We start from the raw sequence: 19,568 nt of genomic DNA, 5'->3' as shown, positions 1-19,568 counted from the left end.
CAAGATGGCGGGGCGGGCGCCGCGTTCAAGTGCTATGCGACGGGATCGCGCATGGTGACCAGCTCTTCGGCCGCCGTCGGGTGGACGGCGACGGTGCGGTCAAAATCCTCCTTCGTCGCGCCCATCTTCACCGCGACCCCGGCCAGCTGGATCATCTCGGCCGCGGCATGGCCCACGATGTGCACGCCCAGCACGCGCCGGTCGGATTTGCGCACCACCATCTTCATCAGCATCCTTTCGTCCCGCCCCGACAGGGTATGGAACATGGGCCGGAAGGTCGAGCGGTAGATCTCGACCTCGGCCTCGCGGCGCGCCTCGGCCTCGGTCAGGCCCACGGTCCCGATCTCGGGCTGGGTGAAGACGGCGGTGGGCACGTCGGAATGATCGGCCGCGGTCGGCTCGCCCCCGAAGACGGTGCGGGCGAAGGCGGCGCCCTCGCGGATGGCGACAGGGGTCAGGGCCAGGCGGTCGGTGACGTCGCCCACGGCGAAGATCGAGGGCACGTTGGTCTGCGACCAGCGGTCCACCAGCACCTCGCCGCGCGGGCCCAGCGCCACGCCCGCCTTCTCGAGCCCCAACCCCGCCGTGTTGGGCACGCGCCCGGTGGCGTAGAGCACGCAGTCGACGGCCAGCCGCGCGCCGTCCACGAGCGTCAGGACAAGCCCGTCCTCGGCGCGGTCGATGCGCGCCACGTCGGTTTCGGTGCGCAGGTCGATCCCCTTGGCGCGCATCAGCCCGGCGACATGGCCGCGCACGTCGTCGTCGAAGCCGCGCAGGATCTGTTCGCCGCGGTAGAGCTGGGTCACGCGCGCGCCCAGCCCGTTGAGGATGCCGGCGAACTCGCAGGCGATGTAGCCGCCGCCGACCACCGCGACGCGCGCGGGCAGATGCGGCAGGTCGAAGATCTCGTTCGAGGTGATGGCGTGATGGGCGCCCGGAATGTCGGGCACGAAGGGCGTCCCGCCGGTGGCGATGAGGATGTGGCGCGCGCGCACCTCATGCCCGTGCGAGGCCAGGCGCACGGTGTGCGGCCCCGTCACCTCGGCCCGGCAGCGGTGCAGCTCGCACCCGGCCAGGTCCAGGTTGCGCGCATAGATGGCCTCGAGCCGGGCGATCTCGGCGTCCTTGGCGGCGATGAAGCGGCTCCAGTCGAAGCTGCGCGGGCCGACCTGCCAGCCATAGCCCTCGGCGTCCTCGAACAGTTCCGAGAAGGCCGAGGCGTAGACCATCAGCTTTTTCGGCACGCAGCCGCGCACCACGCAGGTGCCGCCGAAGCGGAACTCCTCGGCCACGCCGACGCGCGCGCCGTAGCCGGCCGCCATGCGCGCCGCGCGCACCCCGCCCGAGCCGCCGCCGATCACGAACAGGTCGTAGTCGAACTCCATCGAGTCTTCCTCCTCGCGCGCCGGGCCGCTCAATGCTCGTCATCCTCGGTCAGGTCGGGCGCCTCGATGGTCGTGGCGGTGTCGTCCTCGTGGCCGACCACGGCCATGTCGGCGATCTCGATGAACAGGCCGTTCTCGACGACGCCGGGAATGGCGTTGAGCGCGCCGCTCAGATCCTCGGGGTCGCCGATGCGCCGCAGGTGCAGGTCAAGGATGTAGTGCCCGCAATCGGTGACGTAGGGCGCGTCCTTGGCCATGCGCAGCGTCGACGAGCGGCCGTCCACGTCCATGTCCTCGAGCATCTCCTCGACGATGGCCTTGGTGGTCTCCCAGCCGAAGGGCACGATCTCGACCGGCAGCGGAAAGGCGCCCAGGGTCTCGACCTGCTTGGTCTCGTCGGCGATGACCACCATGCGGTCCGAGGCGACGGCGACGATCTTCTCCTGCAGCAAGGCACCGCCGCCGCCCTTGATGAGCGTCAGCGCGGCGTCGAATTCGTCGGCGCCGTCCACGGTCAGGTCCAGCCATCCGGCCTCGTCCAGCGTGACCAGCGGCACGCCGAGGCGCGCGGCCAGGCGCGCGGTGCGCTCGGAGGTGGGCGTGCCGGTCACCTTCAGCCCCTCCTCGCGGATGCGCTCGCCCAGAAGCTCGACGAACCAGGCGGCGGTGGAGCCGGTGCCGAGCCCGAGGCGCATCCCGGATTCGACAAGCTTGACGGCTTCGCGCGCGGCGGCGCGCTTGGCGATGTCGGCCGCGGTGAGGGTCTTGGCCATGGCGGTTTCCTGCTGTGGTTCGAGGGCGAGTCGGAACCTATACGGATGCCCGGGCGATGCAAGCCGCGCGGCGCCGGACCGGCCGGACAAGCGCGCCCCCCGGCGGCGGGCGGCGCGGGGGCCGGTTCGGGTCCGGGCCGGGGCCGGGTCGGGGCCGGGTCGGGAGCCAGGTCTGCGGCCGGGGCTGGGTCGGGGCTGGGTCGGGCCGGGGAATGGCGCCGGGTCCGAGCCCGGGGCGCGGGGCAGGCCCGGGGCGCGAGGACGGGCGCGGGGTCGGGCGCGGGGACGGGGCGCGGGGCGGGGCGCGGCAACGGCGCGCGGGGCGCGGCGGCAGGCCCCGCGCGCCGCTCGAGCCGAGCCCCCGGCACGCTCGCCCCTTGCGCCCGGCGCGGGCCGGCGGCGCGATCGGCGCATCGAGGGTCGCAAGCGCCTCGCCCGCGGGCGGCGCGCGCGGCTATGATCGGCGCCGGCGCGGCCCGCGCGGGGCGCGCAAGACGGCGAGCAAGACGGCGAGCAAGACGGCGCGAGAGACGGCGCGAGAGACGGCGAGGCGGCGGAGAGAAGCGATGTTCCTGAGCGTGTTCGACATCTTCAAGATCGGCGTCGGGCCCTCCAGCTCGCACACCATGGGTCCCATGACGGCGGCGGCGCGCTTTCTGGACGCGCTGCGCGCGGGCGACGCGCGCGTGCCGGGCGCGGGCGCGCCGGCGCGGCTGGAATGCCGGCTGCACGGCTCGCTGGCCTTCACCGGCAAGGGCCACGCCACCGACCGGGCGGTGCTGCTGGGGCTGCTGGGCCACCGGCCCGACACGCTCGACCCAGACGAGGCCGAGGCCGCGCTGGCGCGCCTTGCGGTCGAGCGCCGCGCCGCCCCGCCGGGCCTGCCGCCCATGGCGCTGGACCCCGAAGGCGCGGTCATCTTCGACTACGGCCCGCCCCTGCCCGGACACGCCAACGGCATGGTGCTGTCGGCCTATGACGCCGAAGGGCGGCTGCACCTGCGCGAGACCTACTACTCGATCGGCGGCGGCTTCGTGCTGACCGAGGCCGAGCTGGCCCGCGACGCCGCCCACGCCCCGGTGGACGAGGACGTGCCCTTCCCCTTCCGCACCGCCGCGCAGATGCTGCGCATGTGCCGCGAGTCGGGGCTGAGCATCGCCGGCCTCAAGCGCGCGAACGAAGAGACGCGCATGTCGCGCGCGGCGCTGGACCGGGGCCTGGACCGGATCTGGGAGGCGATGGATGCGTGCATCGCCCGCGGCCTGTCGCAGGAGGGAACCCTGCCCGGCGGGCTGGGCGTGCGCCGGCGCGCGGCCGCCATCCGCCGCCAGCTCGAAGCCGAGCGCGGCGCGAACATGCCGCCGCCCCATGTCGCCAACGACTGGATCAGCCTTTACGCCATGGCCGTGAACGAAGAGAACGCCGCCGGCGGGCGCGTGGTCACCGCGCCGACCAACGGCGCGGCGGGCGTGTTTCCGGGCGTGGTGAAATACTATCTCGAGCACTGCCCCGGCGCGCGCCGCTCGGACGTGCGCGAGATGCTGCTGACCGGCGCGGCCATCGGCGGGATCATCAAGTTCAACGCCTCGATCTCGGGGGCCGAGGTCGGCTGCCAGGGCGAGGTGCGCTCGGCCTCGGCCATGGCGGCGGCGGCGCTGTGCACGGCGCTGGGTGGGCGCCCCGAGCAGGTCGAGAACGCCGCCGAGATCGCGCTCGAGCACCATCTGGGCATGACCTGCGACCCGGTGCGCGGGCTGGTGCAGGTGCCCTGCATCGAGCGCAACGGCCTTGGCGCGGTCAAGGCGGTGGCGGCGGCCTCGCTGGCGCTGCGCGGCGACGGGGCGCATGTGGTGCCGCTCGATGCGTGCATCGAGACCATGCGCCAGACCGGGCGGGACATGGACTCGCGCTACAAGGAGACCAGCCTGGGGGGCCTCGCCGTCAACCTGCCCGAGTGCTGAGCGGCGCCGCCGTCAGGCTTTCGATCGCCGCGTCCAGAAAGCGCGGCTCGAGCAGGATCACCGCGCCGGGTCCGTCGAAGCGCAGCGTCACCTCCTCGGCAGCGGCCTCGTTCGAGGTCCCGATGACCGAACCGGCCGCCAGCGCCAGCGGGTCCAGCGGCCAGCGCAGCCCGCGCGAGCCATGCGCCCGGCACGGCGCCAGCGGAAAGATCGACACCCGCGCCCCCGGCGCCAGCCGCGCGCGCCACAGCGGCGGCGCGGCGAAGGCGACGTCATGGGCGCCCAGCAGCACCACCCGCCGATCCGCGTGGCGCAGCAGCGCGTGCAGCGCCGCCAGCGAATGATCCATCCGCCCGCCCAGGAACCCCGCGCCAAGGTAAAGCGGCGCGCGCGTCAGGCGCAGGCATTTCTCGAGATCGGTGCTGTCCTGCTCGTCCACCGGAACGAAGCGCACCTCGGGATCGTCGCGCCAGCGCGCCGGATCGGCGACGCTGTCCATGTCGCCGATCACCGCGTCGGGCTTGCGCGCGCGCCCGGCCAGCAGGTTCGCCCCGCCGTCGGCGGCCACCACGCGCGGCGCGCGCGCCAGCGCCGCCTCCAGCTCGGCCGGCCCCGCCGCTCCGCCGCCGATCAGCGCCACCGGCGCGTCGAATTCCAGGATCCGCGTCATCTCCCGCATCCTTGCCCGCCGCCCGCCCAAGGTTGACCGGGGGCGGCAATTGCCCGACCATTGCAGGCCCCGCCGCGCGTCATGCGGCGGCCTGTCAGGAGCCGGACCGTGAGCCAGAAGCGTCTGAGCGTCAACTACGGGTCATTCTCTTGCATCGTCGAGGGCATGGACGACCCGGTCGAGGTGCTGCGCCAGGTGTTCGACCTGTGCCGCGAGGCGTCGGCCGGCAACCCGGCCTTCGGCGCGCCCGAGCTGTCGGCGCTGGCGCCCGAGGCGCGCGCGGCGATGGTCGAGCGGCTCGAGCGGCGCATGATGGCGCTGGGGGCGGCCGTGGGCGCGACGCCGGGCGACGACGCGATCGTGATCCACCCCGCCGAACCCTCGGCGCAAGAGGGCGAAGGCCCGCCCGCCCCGCGCGCCGGCGCCCTTGGCGCCAGGCCGGCCGTCGAGGATGCGCAGGAGGCGGCCGCGCAGGAGCGGGACGACGCCGCGCGCGAGGCCTTCGCCGCCGCCATAGAGGACGCGCAGGACCGCAACGCCCGCGATCTGGCCGCCGGCAAGGCCGGTGATGCGCCCCCGGCCGACGCGCCCCTTGCTGCGCCCGAGGATGGCGCCGCGCTCCCGAAGGGGCGGGCGGACGCGCCGGACGCGGCCGACGCGCAGGCTCATGCCGCCGCCCGATCGCAGGCCGATGCCGCAGCAGATGCAGGCGCCGCCGATGCGCCGGCCGCCGAAGCCGCGCGCCCGGCGACGGAGGCCAGCCCGCCCAGCGGCGGCGATGCCGCGCCCGACGCTCCGCAGCCCGGCCCGCAGCACGCCGCGACCCCACCCGGCGCGCCCCCCGCGCCCGATCCGGCGCGCCAGCCCGCCCCTTCGGCGAAGGCCGCGCCGGGGGCGGATGCCGACGCGCCGCCGCATCAGGCCGCGCGCCCCGATGACGGCGCCGCCGGCGAGCCGATCGATCCGGCGCGACTCGCCAAGGCCCGCGACGCCTTCGCGCAGGGCGCCGCCCTTGGCCCGCGCGCGCCCCGGCCCGAAGCTTCGCCAAAGCCCGCGGCGCGCGGCGGCGGGCTGCTGTCGCGCCTGATCGGGCGGCGACCGCCGCCCGAGCCCGAGCCGCCCGCCGCCCCAGGGCCCGCCCCCGAGAGCCGCCCCGAACGGCCCAGGCCCGATCCGGCGCGGGTGCTGGCCGATGTGCCCGGCGTGCCGATCAGCTCGATTCCCGACGACATCGAGGCGCGGCTCGACGAGTTCTTCTCGCGGCCCGCGCGCGCGCCGAAATCCGGCGAAGGCGAGGCCGCGGCGCGCGCAGCCCAGGCGCCGCGCGACGGCGACGCGCCGCCCGCGGCGGCGCCCCGATCGCCGTCCGGCGCCGCGCCAGACGCCGCCCCGCACCCTGACCCGAACCCTGCCCCGAACCCTGCCCCGACTCCTGACCCGCATCCCGGCCCCGAGCGGCCGCCGCAAGCGCCCGCCGCGGACCCCGCATCCGATCATGCGCCAACGGACCGCGCGCCGTCGGACCGCGCGCCGAAGGCACCTCCGCCGCAGAGCGCCGAACCGCCGCGCCCCGAAGCGCCGCGGCCCAGCGCGCAGGCGGTCATGCGGGCGCATACGCCCTCGCTGGACGAGGCGGTGCGCCGCGGCGAGCCGATCTCGCTCGAACAGTTCGTGCGCCATGTCGAGGCCGAGGATCTGGCCGACCAGATGGAGGCCGCCGCGGCCTATGCGACGCTGCTGCGCGACACGCCGCTGTTCACCCGCTCGGACCTGATCGCCATGCTCGCGGGGCTGGAAGAGGCGCACGCCTTCGGACCCGAGGACCGGGTGCGCGCCTTCGGCAAGCTGATCCGCACCGGCGCGCTGGTGCGCGTCGATGGGGACCGCTTCGCCATGAACGAAAAGACCCTGCGCGAATACGAACGCGTCCTGGGCCTCTAGTTCCGGGCCCCTGGTTCCGGGGCCCGGCAGGCCTGCGGGCCGTCAGCCCGCCGTCTGCTTGCGCGCGGGCCGGGCCGGGCGCTGAAAGCCGGGGCGGTCGGCCAGGCGCGCGTGCCAGCGGCGCAGAGCCTCGAGCTCTTCGGGCGGGGCGATGCGCGTGACGCGCATGAAGTCGATCGCCAGCCAGGCGGTGATGTCGGCGATGGTGAAGCGCTCGCCGGCCACGAAGGGCGCGCTGGACAGACGCCGGTCCAGCATCTCGAGCCCGGCCAGCACGCGCGGGCGGTTGGCCTCGGCCCATTCGGGCACCTGGTTCTCGAACCCGGCCATGCTGGGGTGCGAATGGCGGAACACGAAACCCACCGGCAGCAGAAGGCCGAACTCGACGCGGCGCTGCCACATCTCGATCCGCGCGGCCTCGAGCCCGTCGCGTCCCATCAGGTTGGGCTCGGGGTGCAGCGCCTCGACATAGCGGCAGATGGCCACGGATTCGGTCAGGAACTCGCCGTTCTCGAGCTCGAGCGCCGGGATCACCGGCGCGCCCGCGCGGGCGACGTATTCGGGGTCGTAATGCTCGCGCCGGCCCATGTCGAGCTCGACCAGTTCGACCTCGACGCCCTTTTCGGCCAGAAAGGCCAGAACGCGGCGCGGATTGGGCGCGGTCGATGTGACGTAGAGGCGGTGCATGGCGGGCAGATGGGTCATGGCGGCTTCCCTGTCGGTTGCGGTTTCCCGCACGATGGCGCCCCGCCGCGCGCCAGGCAAGCGGCGCCCCCTTTCGTCCGCCCGTCCGGCGCGGCATAAGGCATGAACGCCGCCCGGGCGCAGGAGCAGTCGGATGAACGATCACGTCACCCTTTCCCTCGACGAGGCGCGCAGGCTGACCGAGGCGGCGATGACCGCCGCCGGCGCCCTGCCCGAAGTCGCGCGCTCGGTCGCCGCGGCGCTGGTCGCGGCCGAGGCGTCGGGCCATGCGGGGCACGGGCTGAGCCGCGTGCCCTCCTACGTCGCGCAATGCCGCGCGGGCAAGGCGGACGGGCGCGCGCGCCCCACGCTCGAGCAACCGGCCCCGGCGGCGCTGCGCGTCGACGCGGCCCACGGCTTCGCCTATCCGGCCTTCGACCTGCTCATCCCCGCCCTGGCCGAGCTGGCCGGGCGCACCGGGATCGCGCTGGGGGCGGTGCGGCGCTCGAATCACTTCGGCGTCGCCGGCGCGCATTGCGAGGCCCTGGCCGAGCTTGGCCGCGTGGCGCTGATCTTCGGCAACGCGCCCGCCGCCATGGCGCCCTGGGGCGGCGCGCGCCCGGCGCTGGGCACCAACCCCATCGCCTTCGCCGCGCCCATGCCGGACGGCCCGCCGCTGGTGGTGGACATGGCGACCTCGACCGTGCCGCGCGGCAAGATCCTGGCCGCGCGCGAGCTTGGCGCGCCGATCCCCGAAGGCTGGGCGCTGGGGCCCGACGGGCGCCCGACCACCGACCCCGAGACCGCGCTCAAGGGCACGGTCGCGCCCATGGCCGGCCCCAAGGGCGCGGCGCTTGCGCTGATGGTCGAGGTGCTGTCCGCCTGCCTTGGCGGCGGCGCGCTGGGCGTTCATGCCTCGAGCCTGTTCGACGGCGAAGGGCCGCCTCCCGACCTGGCGCAGACGCTGATCGCCATCGACCCCGAGCTGATCGCCCCCGGCTTCGCCGAGCGCATGGCCGCGCTGGCCGCGGCGCTGGCGGGCATCGAGGGCGCGCGCCTGCCCGGCCAGCGCCGCCTTCAGGCCCGCGCCCGCGCCCAGGCCGAAGGGCTGCGCGTGCCGCGCAAGCTGAACGAGCGCCTGCGCGCCCTGGCCGCGGGCGACTGACCCCATTCCCGAAACGCTTTCCGGAACCCTGCACATGTCCGACATCGACCCCGCCGAGCATCGCCTGCGCGCCCTCGTATCGCGGCTTGCGCCCGACATCGCCGCGGACATCGCCGCGCCCGCGCCCTTCCGCGATCCAGGCCCGGATCTGGCCGACATGGACGCCGCCTATGCCGTGCAGCTCGAGGTCGCGGCGCGGCTGGCACCCGGGCGCGGCGGCGTCGCCGGGCGCAAGATCGCCTGGAACAGCGCGCAGCAGCTGGCCATGGCCGGCCTTGCCGAACCGGGCGCGGCGCATGTCTTCGCCGACCAGATCGCGGCGGCGCAGGACGGGCCCGCGCGCATCGAGGCGGCGCGCTTCATGTCGCTGGCGGTCGAGCCCGAGATCGCCGCGATCCTGGCCGCCGACATGGCCCCCCGCCCGGGCGGGCATGACCGGGCCTCGGCCGCGGCGGCGGTGGCGCGGCTGGTCCCGGCCTTCGAGATCCTGGACCGCCGCCGCGTCGATCCGGGCGCGCGCCCGGTCGCGGTGGTGGCGGCCAACATCTTCAACGCGGGCGCCGCGCTGGGCGGGCCCGGCGCCGCGCCCGATCAGGTCGATCCCGCCCGGCTGCGCGCGCGCGTCACGCTGAACGGCGAAACCCTGCTGGACGCCGAGGGCACGGCGCCCATGGACCCGCTCGAGGCCGTCGCCTTCCTGGCCAACCGCTTCAACGCGCTGGGCCAGACCCTGCGCGCGGGCGAGACCCTGCTGCTGGGCGCGCATCTGCCCCCGCGCCAGATCGACGCGCCGGCGCGCCTACGCTTCGAGATCGCGCAGCTGGGCGCGGTCGCGCTCGAGGTCGTCTGAGACAAGGAGAAGGCGCGCATGTCCTCGTCATCGTCGCTTGCGCCCTGGGTTCTGCCGCCGCTGCTTCTGCTCGCGTCGAACCTGTTCATGACCTTCGCCTGGTATGGGCACCTGGCCTACAAGTCCACGGCGCTGTGGATGGTGGTTCTGGCCAGCTGGGGCATCGCCTTCTTCGAATACTGGCTGGCGGTGCCGGCGAACAGGATCGGGCACGAGGTGTATTCCGCCGCCCAGCTCAAGACCATGCAGGAGGTCATCACCCTGACGGTCTTCGCGGGCTTCTCGGCCTTGTGGCTCAAGGAGCCCATGTCGCCGAGCCAGCTGCTGGGATTCGCGCTGATCGCCTGCGGCGCGGGGCTGGTGTTCTTCAAGCCCTGAGGGCGGGCGCGAACGCCGCCGCGCCGCGACCCACGCCGCCGACTTCGGGGCGCGCCCTGGCCGAAGGCCGCGCCGCGCGCCGGCGCCTTGACGCCGCGCCCTCTTTCCCGCGGCGAAGGCCGGGCGCGCCGGCGACATGACGGGCCGCATCCCGCCCCTTGCGGCGGCGGGCGCGCGGCGGCGGGCCTTCAGCCCAGCGCCGCCGCCGCGGCCTCTTCCACCGCCTTGAGCGCGGCCTCGACGCCGGCGCCGTCGGGGCCGCCGGTCTGGGCCATCTCGGGCCGGCCGCCGCCGCCCTTGGCCCCCAGATGCGGCGCCGCCGCGCGCACCAGCGTCACCGCGTCCACCTTGTCGAGGAAGTCGCGCGAGACCGCGACCACGATCGACCCCTTGCCGTCGTCCGAGCGCGTGGCCAGCGCCGCGACGCCCGGCGCGGCGGCCAGGATCTCGTCCGCGGCGGCCTTGAGCTCGCGCGGGGCCATGCCCTCGACCACGCGCAGCGTCAGCGTGGCCTCGCCCAGCTTGCGCGCGGGGGCGCCGCCCGCGCCGCCGGCGGCCAGCTTGCGGCGCGTCTCGGACAGCTCGTTCTCGAGCGCGCGGCGCTCGGCCAGAAGGGCGGACAGGCGCGCCTCGATCTCGTCGGGCTGGGCGTGGAGCGTGGCCGCCGCGCCCGAGACGATGCGGTCGAGCCGCGCCACATGCGCCTCGGCCGCCTCGTGCGCCACGGCCTCGACCCGGCGCACGCCCGCGGCCAGACCCTCTTCGCGCAGGATCTTGAAGAAGCCGATCTGCCCGGTATTGGCCACATGCGTGCCGCCGCACAGCTCGATCGACCAGGGGCGGTTCTGGCCGGGGTCGCGCCCGCCCATGGACACCACGCGCACCTCGTCGCCGTATTTCTCGCCGAACAGGGCGCGCGCGCCGCTTTCGCGCGCCTCGTCCAGCGGCATCACGCGAGTCTCCACGGGGGTGCAGGCGCGGATGCGCGCGTTCACCTCGCGCTCGACCGCGGCCACGTCCTCGGGCGTCAGCGGCTTGCCGTGCGAGATGTCGAAGCGCAGGCGGTCGGCCTCGACCAGCGAGCCCTTCTGCGCCACATGGTCGCCAAGCCGGCGGCGCAGCGCCTCGTGCAGAAGGTGGGTGGCCGAGTGATGGGCGCACAGCGCCGCGCGCCGCGCCGGATCGACGCGCAGCGTTATGGTGTCGCCGACATTGACCACATGCGCCGCGTCGTCGCCGGCGATGCGGCACAGATGGGCGAAGACGCCGTCGGCGCGCTTTTGCACGTCGAGCACCTCGATGCGCACGCCGCCGGGCGCCTCGATCACGCCCCGGTCGGCCGCCTGGCCGCCCTGCTCGGCGTAGAAGGGGGTCTGGTTGGCGACCAGCTCGAAGGTCTCGCCGATGGCGGCGTGGGCGACCTCGGCGCCGTCGCGCACCAGCGCCAACACGCGGCCCGACGCCTCGAGCGACTGGTAGCCGAGGAACTCGGTCGGCCCGACGCGGTCGCGGATGTCGAACCACAGCTTCTGCGCGCCCGCGTCGCCCGTGCCCGCCCAGGCGGCGCGCGCGGCGGCCTTCTGCGCGGCCATGGCGGCCTCGTAGCCGGCGACGTCGACCTGCGCGCCCTTGCCGCGCAGGATGTCCTGCGTCAGGTCCAGCGGGAAGCCGTAGGTGTCATACAGCTTGAACGCCGTCTCGCCGGGCAGCGGGGCGCCGGGGTCGAGGCGCTCGAGCTCGGCGTCGAGCAGGCGCAGCCCGCGCTCGAGCAGCGCCTTGAAGCGCTCTTCCTCGGCGCGCAGCGTCTCGCGGATCAGCGGCTCGGCGGCGCGCAGCTCGACGTAATGGCCGCCCATCAGGTCGATGAGCGCCGGCGCCAGCCGGTGCAGAAGCGGCTCGCGCGCGCCCAGCATGTGGGCGTGGCGCATGCCCCGGCGCATGATGCGGCGCAGGACGTAGCCGCGCCCCTCGTTCGAGGGCAGGACGCCCTCGGCGATCAGGAAGGCGGCGCAGCGCAGGTGATCGGCCACGACGCGGTGGCTGACGACCATGGGGCCGTCCGGGGCCTGGCCGGTCAGCTCGGCGCAGGCGCGGATGATCGGCTGGAACAGGTCGGTGTCGTAGTTGTTGTGCACGCCCTGCAGGATGGTGGTCATGCGCTCGAGCCCCATGCCCGTGTCGACCGAGGGGCGGGGCAGCGGCGTGGACGAGCCGTCCTCATGCGTCTCGTATTGCATGAAGACCAGGTTCCAGAACTCGACGAAGCGGTCGCCGTCCTCGTCCGGGCTGCCGGGCGGGCCGCCGGGCACCTCGGGGCCGTGGTCGTAGAACAGCTCGGTGCAGGGGCCGTTGGGGCCGGTGTCGCCCATGCGCCACCAGTTGTCGTCCGAGTTGATGCGGATGATGCGCTCTTCGGGCAGGCCGGCGATCTTGCGCCACAGCGCCGCCGCCTCGTCGTCCGAGGCGTGGACGGTCACCAGCAGCTTCTCGGGCGGCAGGCCGAAGACCTTGGTCGAGAGCGTCCAGGCCTGCTCGATGGCGACGTCCTTGAAGTAGTCGCCGAACGAGAAGTTCCCCAGCATCTCGAAGAAGGTGTGGTGGCGGGCCGTGTAGCCCACATTGTCGAGGTCGTTGTGCTTGCCGCCCGCGCGCACGCATTTCTGCGAGCTGGCGGCGCGCGAGTAGGGCCGCGTCTCGACGCCGGTGAACACGTTCTTGAACTGGACCATGCCCGAGTTCACGAACATCAGCGTCGGATCGTTGCGCGGCACGATGGGCGAGCTGTCGACGATCTCGTGATCGCGCTCTTTGAAGAAGTTCAGGAATTCGGACCGGATCTGGTTGCCGGAGATCATGCGCGTCGCCCCGCTGTGTGGTGTTGCGGCACTGCCTTCAGTGCGGGCGATTTCTAGGCCCTGGCGCGGCGCGGCGCAAGAAGTTCGGGCCCGGGCGCCGCGCGGACCGCTCAGCCGGCGCCCAGCGGCGCGGGCGCCGCCGCGGCCGAACGCGCCGCCCCGCAGCCGCGCAGCTGGATCTCGTAAAGGCGCGCCAGGGCCTCGACCTCGGCCGCGGCGCGCAGCACGCCGGGCTTGGTGCGCCAGCGCCCGCGCGCATAGCCGGCGTGGCCCTCGTGATAGGCCAGGTAGTGGGCGTAGGCGTCGTTCATGTCCACGCCGTTCACCCTCGCCGTGCGCGCCATGTACCAGCCGACGAAGTCGGCGCTGTCCGCGAAATCGTCGCGGTCGGCGCCATGCGCGCCCGTCTCGCGCCGATACCAGTCCCAGGTGCCGTCGAGCGCCTGCGCAAACCCGTAGGCCGACGAGGCCCGCCCCACCGGCACGACCCCCAGCGCGTAGCGCATGGGCGGGCGGGCGTCCTTGCGGAAGTTCGACTCGCGCTGGATGATCGCCAGCTGGATCGGGGCCGGGGCGCCCCAGCGCGCCTGCGAACGTTCCAGCGCCTCGGCCCAGTGCGGGCGCGCGGCGTAGATCGCGCAGGCGTCCATCACGTTCGCGGGGCGCGAATCATCGGCCGCGCAGCCTGCAAGGGCTGCGCAAAGCGCCGCGACGCGCATTGCCCTGACGATGATCCGCATGCGCCTCGATCCATCGGCCCGGCTCTGACGGCGGGCTCGTTCCGCTCTGGCGACACGATAGCGCGCATCGCCCCGGCGGCCAAGCCCGGGGCCGCCCGCCGCGCGGTCAGGGCGCGCCCGCGCCCAGCAGAACCGCCAGCATCGCCGGGATCGCCAGCACCGCGATGGCCGTCGAGACCACGACCAGCCCCGCCACGTCGACCGGGCGGGCGTCGTAGCGCTCGGCCATCAGATACGAGGTCACCGCCACCGGCATGGTCAGCTGCATCAGCAGCACCTGGCTGGCCAGCTCGGGCAGGCCCGCCAGCCGCGCCGCGCCCAGCGCCGCCGCCGCGCAGACGACCAGCCGCGCCCCCGACAGCAGCGCCGCGCGCCCCGCCCCCGCGGGCGTCAGCCGCGCCATGGCCACGCCCAGCGTGAACAGCATGAGCGGAATCGCCATCTGCCCCGCCAGCGCCAGGCTGTCCATCACCCAGCCCGGCGGCGCGACGCCGAAGCCGGCGGCGGCCAGCCCGCCCGCGGCGGCGTAGAAGATCGGCTGGCGCAGCGCCTCGCGCGGCGAACCGCCGCCCGACACAAGCCACACCCCGACCGTGAAGCTCAGGCAGGCCATGACCGCGAACACGACCACGGCCAGCGCCAATCCCTGCTCGCCCCAGGCGAACAGCGCCACCGGCAGGCCCACATTGCCCGTGTTGCCGAAGGTCAGCGGCGCCAGGAAGGCTCGCTGCGACAGGCCCGCCGCGCGCAGCAGCGCCGCCAGCGCCAACCCCGCCGCCGCATAGCCGCCCAGCGTCGCCAGCGCCAGCGAGGCCAGCGCCCCGCGGTCGAGCTCGGCGCGCGCCAGCGCCACGAAGATCAGGCAGGGAACCGCCACCGTGAAGCACAGCCGGGTGACGAAGCGCAGGGGAAAATCCTCGCCCGCGCGCACCCAGGCCCAGCCCGCGAAGCCCAGGACGAACACCGGCGCGACCACGCGCAGAACCTCGACGATGACGGACATGAACGGCGCCTCCTCTCGCCCCCGACGGCGATAAGGCGGCCTTATGACATGAACGCCGCCCCCGCGCAACGCGCCCCGCGGCCGCCCGGCCCCGAGGCCGGGCACGACGCCGGGCCCGCCCATGGACTCGACTCCCCGCGCGGCCTATATCTGCGCGAAGACGACCGAAAAGGAATTGCGAATTGGCTCAGACGAAGAAGATCCGCGCGGAAGCGAAGTTCCGCATCGGCCAGGTGGTCCGCCACCGGCTGCACCCCTTCCGGGGGGTCATCTTCGACGTGGATCCGGTGTTCTCGAACACCGACGAGTGGTGGAACTCGATCCCCGAGGATCACCGCCCCCGCAAGGACCAGCCCTTCTACCACCTGCTGGCCGAGAACGAGACCAGCTACTACCACGCCTACGTCTCGGAGCAGAACCTGGTGGCCGACGACAGCGGCGAGCCCGTCGATCACCCCGAGGTCATCGAGCATTTCGGCGAGCTGCACGACGACCAGTACGAAGTGGCGGGCATCAGCCGCCACTGAACGGGCCGCCGGCGCCCGCGCGCGCCGGCGCCGCGCTAGTAGCCCAGCGCGCAGCCATCCTTGCGCGGATCGGACGCCCCGATCAGAACGCCCAGCTTGCGATCAATGGTGACGGACTGGCTGCCGCCGATGGGCGATTCGGCGCGCTCGACGCGGTGACCCATCTGCGCCAGGCGCTCGGCCGCCGCGGCATCGTAGCCGCGCTCGAGCGTCAGAGCGCCCTTCTCGAAAAAGCTGCGCGGGCCGTCCATCGAGACCTGCGGCTCCATCCCGTAATCGACCAGATTGGTCAGGTGGCGCACATGTCCGCAGGGCTGGTAGGCGCCGCCCATGACCCCGAACGAGGTCGTCACCGCCCCGCCCCGGCGCAGCAGCGCGGGAATGATGGTGTGCATGGGCCGCTTGCCCCCCGCGGCCTCGTTCGGATGGCCGGGGATCAGGTTGAAGCACGCGCCGCGGTTGTGCATCAGCACGCCGAAGCGCTCGGACGCCAGGCCCGACCCGAACGAGTGGAAGATGGAATAGATCAGCGACACGGCCATGCGGTCCTTGTCCACGACGCTGACATAGACCGTCTCGCGGTGCACGGCCTCGGTCGCGGCCTTGACCGGCTCGGGCAGCGCGCGTTCGGGGTCGATCAGGGCGGCCAGACGCTCGGCCGTGCGCTCGGACAGCATGTGCCCCAGCCGCAGCGCGGCGTGCTCGGGATCGGCGATGAAGCGGTCGCGCGCGTCATAGGCAAGGCGCGTCGCCTCGGCCTCGAGATGCGCGCGCTTGGCGCCGAAGGGATCGAGCGCCGACAGATCGAACCGGCGCAGGATGTTGGCCATCAGGATCGCCGTGGCCCCCTGCCCGTTCGGCGGCAGCTCGACCAGCTCGACGCCGCGGTAGTCGCCGCTGACGGGCTCGACATACTCGCTCTCGACGGCGGCGAAGTCCTCCATGGTGTGCACGCCGCCCAGCGCGCGCAGGGTGTCGACCATGTCCTGCGCCACCTCGCCCTCGTAGAAGGCGGCGCGCCCCTGCGCGGCGATGCGGCGCAGGATCTCGGCCTGGCGCGGCGCGCGAAAGACCTGCCCCGCGCGCGGCGCCGCGCCGTCGATCAGGTAGAACTCGCGCGCCGCGCCGCTCAGGTTCTGCGCCCCTCGGGCCCAGTCGAAGGCCACGCGCGGGGCGACGGGCACGCCCTCTTCGGCATAGCGGATGGCCGGCGCCAGGCTGGCCGCCAGCCCCAGCCGCCCGTGATCGCGCGACAGGCGGTCGAAGGCGTCGACCGCGCCGGGCAGCGTCACCGCATGGGGCGAGCGTTCGGGCATGCGCTCGAAGCCCTGCGCGCGCAGCGCCTCGGCCGACAGCGCCGCCGGCGCGCGGCCCGAGCCGTTGAGCCCGATCACCGCGCCGTCGGGCTTGGCGACCAGCGCGAAGCAGTCGCCGCCCAGCCCCGTCATCTGCGGCTCGCAAATGCCCAGCAGCACCGCCGCGGCGATGGCGGCGTCGACGGCGTTGCCGCCCTGCTCCATCACCTCGACCGCGGCCTTGGCCGCCAGCGGATGCGAGGTGGCGCACATGCCGTTGCAGGCGATCACCTGCGAGCGCCCGGGCTTCTGGAAATCGCGCGTCCTGTCGTAGCTCATCCTGTCCTCCCTGCGCGGCGCGGCGGCGCCGGCGCGCCGCAGACCGTCGGACGATGTCCCCGCCCGGCGCGAATGGCAAGGCGCAAGCGCGCCGGCGGCGCGGCGGCGCGCGCGATTTCCGCGTGCCGGCGCCGCCGCGGCCTTGCCCCGACGGCCCGCCGCGCCCATGCTGAAGGCATGAGCGGCGGCGAGCTTCACATCATGTCGGGGCCGGGCGGCGGCGGCGGGCCCGCGCGCGCCGAGCCGGTGGCCTTCCAGCGCGCCGAGCTGGCGACGATCCTGGCCGTTTACGGGCGCATGGTCGCGGCGGGCGAGTGGCGGGACTACGCCATCTCGCATCTGCGCGAGGCGGCGGTGTTCTCAATCTTTCGCCGCGCGGCCGAACACCCGATCTATCGGATCGAGAAACGCCCGCGCCTTGCGGCCCGGCAAGGCGCCTACGCGGTGATCGGCATGGATGGGCGCATCCTGCGGCGCGGGCACGACCTGCGGCAGGTGATGCGCGTGTTCGACCGCAAGCTGATGCGCGCGCTCGACGGGCGCTGAAGCCGCGGGCCGGCGCGCCGCCCCGCGGCCAGGGGCCGGGCGGACGCCCGGGGCCCCATGCGCGCACGCGCCCAAGGCCCGGGGCCGCGCGCAGCCGGACGGCCGAAGGCGCCGCCGCCCGCGCCCGCAGCCGGCCATCGCGGCCGGAACATCGCAAGTCGGCGCCGCGCCGCCCGCGCGCCTCAGGGCCGGCGGCGGGGAATCTTGGCGCGCCGCACGCGCTCCTTGACCAGCTTGCGCCGCGGCGCCTTGCCCCGCGCCTTGCCGCGCCGCCCCCCGCCCGCCAGCGCGCCGCCCTCGACCGAGAGCAGGTCGCACACGATGCCGCCCGTCACGGGCATCGCCTCGCGCAGGCGCACGGTCACGCGCTGGCCAAGGCCGATGACGCGGCCGGTGCGCTCGCCCGTCAGGGTCTGCGCCTCGGGATCGTGGACGAAATACTCGCGCCCCAGCGACGAGATCGGCACGAGCGCGTCGGCCCCCGTCTCGTCCAGCTTCACGAACAGCCCGAAGCGCGCCACGCCCGATATGCGCCCCTCGAACACCTCGCCCACGCGATCCTTCAGGAAGGCGGCCAGGTAGCGGTCGATGGTGTCGCGCTCGGCCGTCATCGAGCGCCGCTCGGTGAACGAGATGTGCTCGGCCGTCTCCTTCAGCGACTCCTGCTCTTCCAGCGTGGCGCCGTCGCGCCGCGGATCGGGCCCCCAGCCATGGGCCGAGATCAGCGCCCGATGCACCGTCAGGTCGGCATAGCGCCGGATGGGCGAGGTGAAATGCGCATAGCGCGGCAGGTTCAGACCGAAATGGCCCAGATTCTCGGGCGCGTAATAGGCCTGCGTCTGCGCGCGCAGCACCGCCAGGTTGATCAGCTCGGCGCACTCGCCGCCCGCCGCCTGCTCGAGCAAGCGGTTGAAGTCGCGCGTGCGCAGGACCTGCCCCTTGGGAAAGACCAGGCCGCAGGCCTCGGCCTGCTCGCGCAGCGCGTCCATCTTGTCGGGGCCCGGCTCTTCGTGCACGCGGTAGATCAGCGGGCGGCGCTTGCGCTCGAGCGTCTCGGCGGCGCAGACATTGGCCAGGATCATGAACTCCTCGATCACCCGGTGGGCGTCGAAGCGCTCGCGGAAGGTGATCTGCTCGACCTCGCCCTCGGGGCTGAGGACGACCTTGCGTTCGGGCAGGTCCAGCGCCAGCGGCGCGCGGCGCGCGCGGGCCTTGTCGGCGGCGCGCCAGGCGGCGAACAGCGCCCGCACCGGCCCTTCGAGCGGCGCCAGGGCGGGATCGGCCCGCCCGTCTTCGAGCGCCTGCGCCTGCTCGTAGCTGAGCGAGGCGGCCGAGCGCATGATCGCGCGCACGAAGCGGTGGCCGCGCCGCTCGCCCGACGCATCCAGCGTCATGCGCACCGCGATGCAGGGCCGGTCCGCCCCCTCGTGCAGCGAGCACAGATCCGCCGACAGCGCCTCGGGCAGCATGGGCGCCACGCGGTCGGGGAAATAGGTCGAGTTGCCGCGCCGCCGCGCCTCGCGGTCAAGGGCCGAGCCCGGGCGCACGTAATGCGCGACGTCGGCGATGGCCACCCACACCACATGCCCGCCCGGGTTGGCCGGGTCGTCGTCGAGCATGGCGCAGACGGCGTCGTCATGGTCGCGCGCGTCGGCCGGGTCGATGGTCAGAAGCGGCAGGTGGCGCAGATCCTCGCGCCCCTCGGGGCCGACGGGGCGGGCGGCGCGGGCCTCGTCCTCGGCCTCCTGCGGGAAGTCCAGCGGAATGCCGTGCTCGTGGATCGCGATCAGCGAGACCGAGCGCGCGGCGAACGGATCGCCCAGACGCTCGATCACCCGCGCGCGCGGCAGGCCCAGATGGTGCGCGCGCGGGCCGTCCAGCGCCTCGGCGCGCACCAGTTCGCCGTCGCGCGCGCCGTTCTCGGCGCCGGGCGGAACCATCCAGACATGCGCGTCGCCCTTGGCGATGGGCTCGACGCGGGCATGGTCGGGACCGGCGCGGAACACGCCCAGCATGCGCCGCGCCCCCGCGCCGATGCGCCGGATCAGCCGCGCCTCGTAGGCGTGGTCCAGATCATGCACGCGCGTCAGGCGGCACAGCAGCCGGTCGCCCGGCCCGGGCGCGGGATCGCCCTTGCGCGGCACGAACAGGATGCGCGGGGGCGGGTCGTCCGATTCCCAGCCCTGCGGCTCGAGAAACAGGTCGCCCGAGGCGTCGGGCTCGAGCGCGATCAGCACGGCGACCGAGGGCATGTGCCCCTTGGGCGCGAGCGCCCGGCGCGGGCGCTTCTCCAGCAGGCCCTCGGCGGCCATCTCCTTGAGCAGGCGCTTGAGCTCGACCCGCGCCGGGCCCTTGAGGCCGAAGGCGCGGGCGATGTCGCGCTTGCCGGCCGCGCCGGGATTGTCGCGGATCCAATCGAGGATCTCTTGCTTGGTCGGAAAGGGTCTGCTCATGGA

Annotated in this window: 16 protein-coding genes; 7 read left to right on the top strand and 9 right to left on the bottom strand. The window is 74.3% G+C overall.

Annotation, left to right across the window (positions count from 1 at the left end; translation table 11 throughout):
* Positions 1-32: 32 nt before the first annotated feature.
* Both gor and rpiA read right to left on the bottom strand, forming a co-directional pair.
* Positions 33-1,385: a glutathione-disulfide reductase gene (gene gor, locus BMW67_RS06865; protein WP_072746266.1), complete on the bottom strand. Its 1,353-nt coding sequence runs from the start codon at positions 1,383-1,385 to the stop codon at positions 33-35.
* Positions 1,386-1,414: 29 nt separating this feature from the next.
* Positions 1,415-2,158 (bottom strand): ribose-5-phosphate isomerase RpiA, encoded by a 744-nt coding sequence (rpiA, locus tag BMW67_RS06860; protein WP_072746267.1) that lies wholly within the window; start codon positions 2,156-2,158, stop codon positions 1,415-1,417.
* A gap of 566 nt (positions 2,159-2,724) precedes the next feature.
* On the opposite strand from rpiA, the gene BMW67_RS06855 reads away from it, so the two are divergent.
* Positions 2,725-4,119, top strand: coding sequence for an L-serine ammonia-lyase (locus BMW67_RS06855; protein ID WP_072746268.1), 1,395 nt, complete (start codon positions 2,725-2,727; stop codon positions 4,117-4,119).
* On the opposite strand, the gene BMW67_RS06850 is transcribed toward BMW67_RS06855, so the two are convergent.
* Entirely contained in the window at positions 4,100-4,789 is a 690-nt protein-coding gene (locus BMW67_RS06850) for a thiamine diphosphokinase (protein WP_072746269.1), read from the bottom strand. The genes BMW67_RS06855 and BMW67_RS06850 overlap by 20 nt on opposite strands.
* Before the next feature lie 108 nt (positions 4,790-4,897).
* On the opposite strand from BMW67_RS06850, the gene BMW67_RS06845 reads away from it, so the two are divergent.
* The gene (locus BMW67_RS06845) at positions 4,898-6,730 is read left to right on the top strand and encodes a hypothetical protein (RefSeq protein ID WP_072746270.1); all 1,833 of its coding nucleotides are present in this window, start codon (positions 4,898-4,900) and stop codon (positions 6,728-6,730) included.
* Between the two features lie 42 nt (positions 6,731-6,772).
* Here BMW67_RS06845 and BMW67_RS06840 read toward each other — a convergent pair whose 3' ends face one another.
* A complete protein-coding gene (locus tag BMW67_RS06840; RefSeq protein WP_218139759.1) occupies positions 6,773-7,435 on the bottom strand; it encodes a glutathione S-transferase family protein in 663 nt (220 codons plus the stop codon).
* A gap of 133 nt (positions 7,436-7,568) precedes the next feature.
* On the opposite strand from BMW67_RS06840, the gene BMW67_RS06835 reads away from it, so the two are divergent.
* Genes BMW67_RS06835 through BMW67_RS06825 form a run of 3 tightly spaced genes read left to right on the top strand, consistent with a single transcriptional unit; the run spans position 7,569 to position 9,807 of the window.
* The gene (locus tag BMW67_RS06835; protein ID WP_072746271.1) at positions 7,569-8,579 is read left to right on the top strand and encodes an Ldh family oxidoreductase; all 1,011 of its coding nucleotides are present in this window, start codon (positions 7,569-7,571) and stop codon (positions 8,577-8,579) included.
* Between the two features lie 34 nt (positions 8,580-8,613).
* A complete protein-coding gene (locus BMW67_RS06830) occupies positions 8,614-9,429 on the top strand; it encodes a fumarylacetoacetate hydrolase family protein (RefSeq protein ID WP_072746272.1) in 816 nt (271 codons plus the stop codon).
* Between the two features lie 18 nt (positions 9,430-9,447).
* Positions 9,448-9,807 carry a DMT family protein gene (locus BMW67_RS06825; protein WP_072746273.1) on the top strand — a complete coding sequence of 120 codons (360 nt, stop codon included), beginning with the start codon at positions 9,448-9,450 and terminating at the stop codon, positions 9,805-9,807.
* Positions 9,808-9,995: 188 nt separating this feature from the next.
* Here the strand turns inward: BMW67_RS06825 and alaS are convergent, their stop codons facing one another.
* From alaS to BMW67_RS06810, 3 genes are all read right to left on the bottom strand, one after another.
* A complete protein-coding gene (gene alaS / locus BMW67_RS06820) occupies positions 9,996-12,662 on the bottom strand; it encodes an alanine--tRNA ligase (RefSeq protein WP_072746274.1) in 2,667 nt (888 codons plus the stop codon).
* Between the two features lie 110 nt (positions 12,663-12,772).
* Complete coding sequence (locus tag BMW67_RS06815) at positions 12,773-13,402, bottom strand: transglycosylase SLT domain-containing protein (protein ID WP_072746275.1); 630 nt, start codon at positions 13,400-13,402, stop codon at positions 12,773-12,775.
* A 106-nt stretch (positions 13,403-13,508) separates the two neighbouring features.
* Positions 13,509-14,405 carry an AEC family transporter gene (locus BMW67_RS06810; RefSeq protein ID WP_072746276.1) on the bottom strand — a complete coding sequence of 299 codons (897 nt, stop codon included), beginning with the start codon at positions 14,403-14,405 and terminating at the stop codon, positions 13,509-13,511.
* Positions 14,406-14,587: 182 nt separating this feature from the next.
* Between BMW67_RS06810 and hspQ the strand changes: the two genes are divergently transcribed.
* Positions 14,588-14,932, top strand: a complete 345-nt coding sequence (gene hspQ, locus BMW67_RS06805) for a heat shock protein HspQ (protein ID WP_245728475.1) — start codon at positions 14,588-14,590, stop codon at positions 14,930-14,932.
* 35 nt (positions 14,933-14,967) lie between these two features.
* Here the strand turns inward: hspQ and BMW67_RS06800 are convergent, their stop codons facing one another.
* Positions 14,968-16,566 (bottom strand): gamma-glutamyltransferase family protein, encoded by a 1,599-nt coding sequence (locus tag BMW67_RS06800; RefSeq protein ID WP_072746277.1) that lies wholly within the window; start codon positions 16,564-16,566, stop codon positions 14,968-14,970.
* A gap of 201 nt (positions 16,567-16,767) precedes the next feature.
* Between BMW67_RS06800 and BMW67_RS06795 the strand changes: the two genes are divergently transcribed.
* On the top strand, positions 16,768-17,112 hold the full coding sequence (locus BMW67_RS06795; RefSeq protein WP_072746579.1) for a DUF2794 domain-containing protein: 345 nt from the start codon (positions 16,768-16,770) through the stop codon (positions 17,110-17,112).
* Positions 17,113-17,294: 182 nt separating this feature from the next.
* Here BMW67_RS06795 and rnr read toward each other — a convergent pair whose 3' ends face one another.
* A complete protein-coding gene (rnr, locus tag BMW67_RS06790; protein WP_072746278.1) occupies positions 17,295-19,565 on the bottom strand; it encodes a ribonuclease R in 2,271 nt (756 codons plus the stop codon).
* Positions 19,566-19,568 lie beyond the last annotated feature (3 nt).

It is taken from the genome of Oceanicella actignis (genome assembly GCF_900111545.1).
Lineage (GTDB): Bacteria > Pseudomonadota > Alphaproteobacteria > Rhodobacterales > Rhodobacteraceae > Oceanicella > Oceanicella actignis.
This window is presented reverse-complemented; position numbering and strand designations above follow the sequence as displayed.

Coding starts and splice junctions, on each gene's coding strand:
- rnr (WP_072746278.1), bottom strand. CDS start 19,565: ATGAGCAGACCCTTTCCGACCAAGCAAGAGATCCTCGATTGGATCCGC.
- BMW67_RS06815 (WP_072746275.1), bottom strand. CDS start 13,402: ATGCGGATCATCGTCAGGGCAATGCGCGTCGCGGCGCTTTGCGCAGCC.
- BMW67_RS06835 (WP_072746271.1), top strand. CDS start 7,569: ATGAACGATCACGTCACCCTTTCCCTCGACGAGGCGCGCAGGCTGACC.
- alaS (WP_072746274.1), bottom strand. CDS start 12,662: ATGATCTCCGGCAACCAGATCCGGTCCGAATTCCTGAACTTCTTCAAA.
- BMW67_RS06795 (WP_072746579.1), top strand. CDS start 16,768: ATGTCGGGGCCGGGCGGCGGCGGCGGGCCCGCGCGCGCCGAGCCGGTG.
- BMW67_RS06810 (WP_072746276.1), bottom strand. CDS start 14,405: ATGTCCGTCATCGTCGAGGTTCTGCGCGTGGTCGCGCCGGTGTTCGTC.
- gor (WP_072746266.1), bottom strand. CDS start 1,385: ATGGAGTTCGACTACGACCTGTTCGTGATCGGCGGCGGCTCGGGCGGG.
- BMW67_RS06825 (WP_072746273.1), top strand. CDS start 9,448: ATGTCCTCGTCATCGTCGCTTGCGCCCTGGGTTCTGCCGCCGCTGCTT.
- rpiA (WP_072746267.1), bottom strand. CDS start 2,158: ATGGCCAAGACCCTCACCGCGGCCGACATCGCCAAGCGCGCCGCCGCG.
- BMW67_RS06855 (WP_072746268.1), top strand. CDS start 2,725: ATGTTCCTGAGCGTGTTCGACATCTTCAAGATCGGCGTCGGGCCCTCC.
- BMW67_RS06830 (WP_072746272.1), top strand. CDS start 8,614: ATGTCCGACATCGACCCCGCCGAGCATCGCCTGCGCGCCCTCGTATCG.
- BMW67_RS06840 (WP_218139759.1), bottom strand. CDS start 7,435: ATGACCCATCTGCCCGCCATGCACCGCCTCTACGTCACATCGACCGCG.
- BMW67_RS06850 (WP_072746269.1), bottom strand. CDS start 4,789: ATGACGCGGATCCTGGAATTCGACGCGCCGGTGGCGCTGATCGGCGGC.
- BMW67_RS06800 (WP_072746277.1), bottom strand. CDS start 16,566: ATGAGCTACGACAGGACGCGCGATTTCCAGAAGCCCGGGCGCTCGCAG.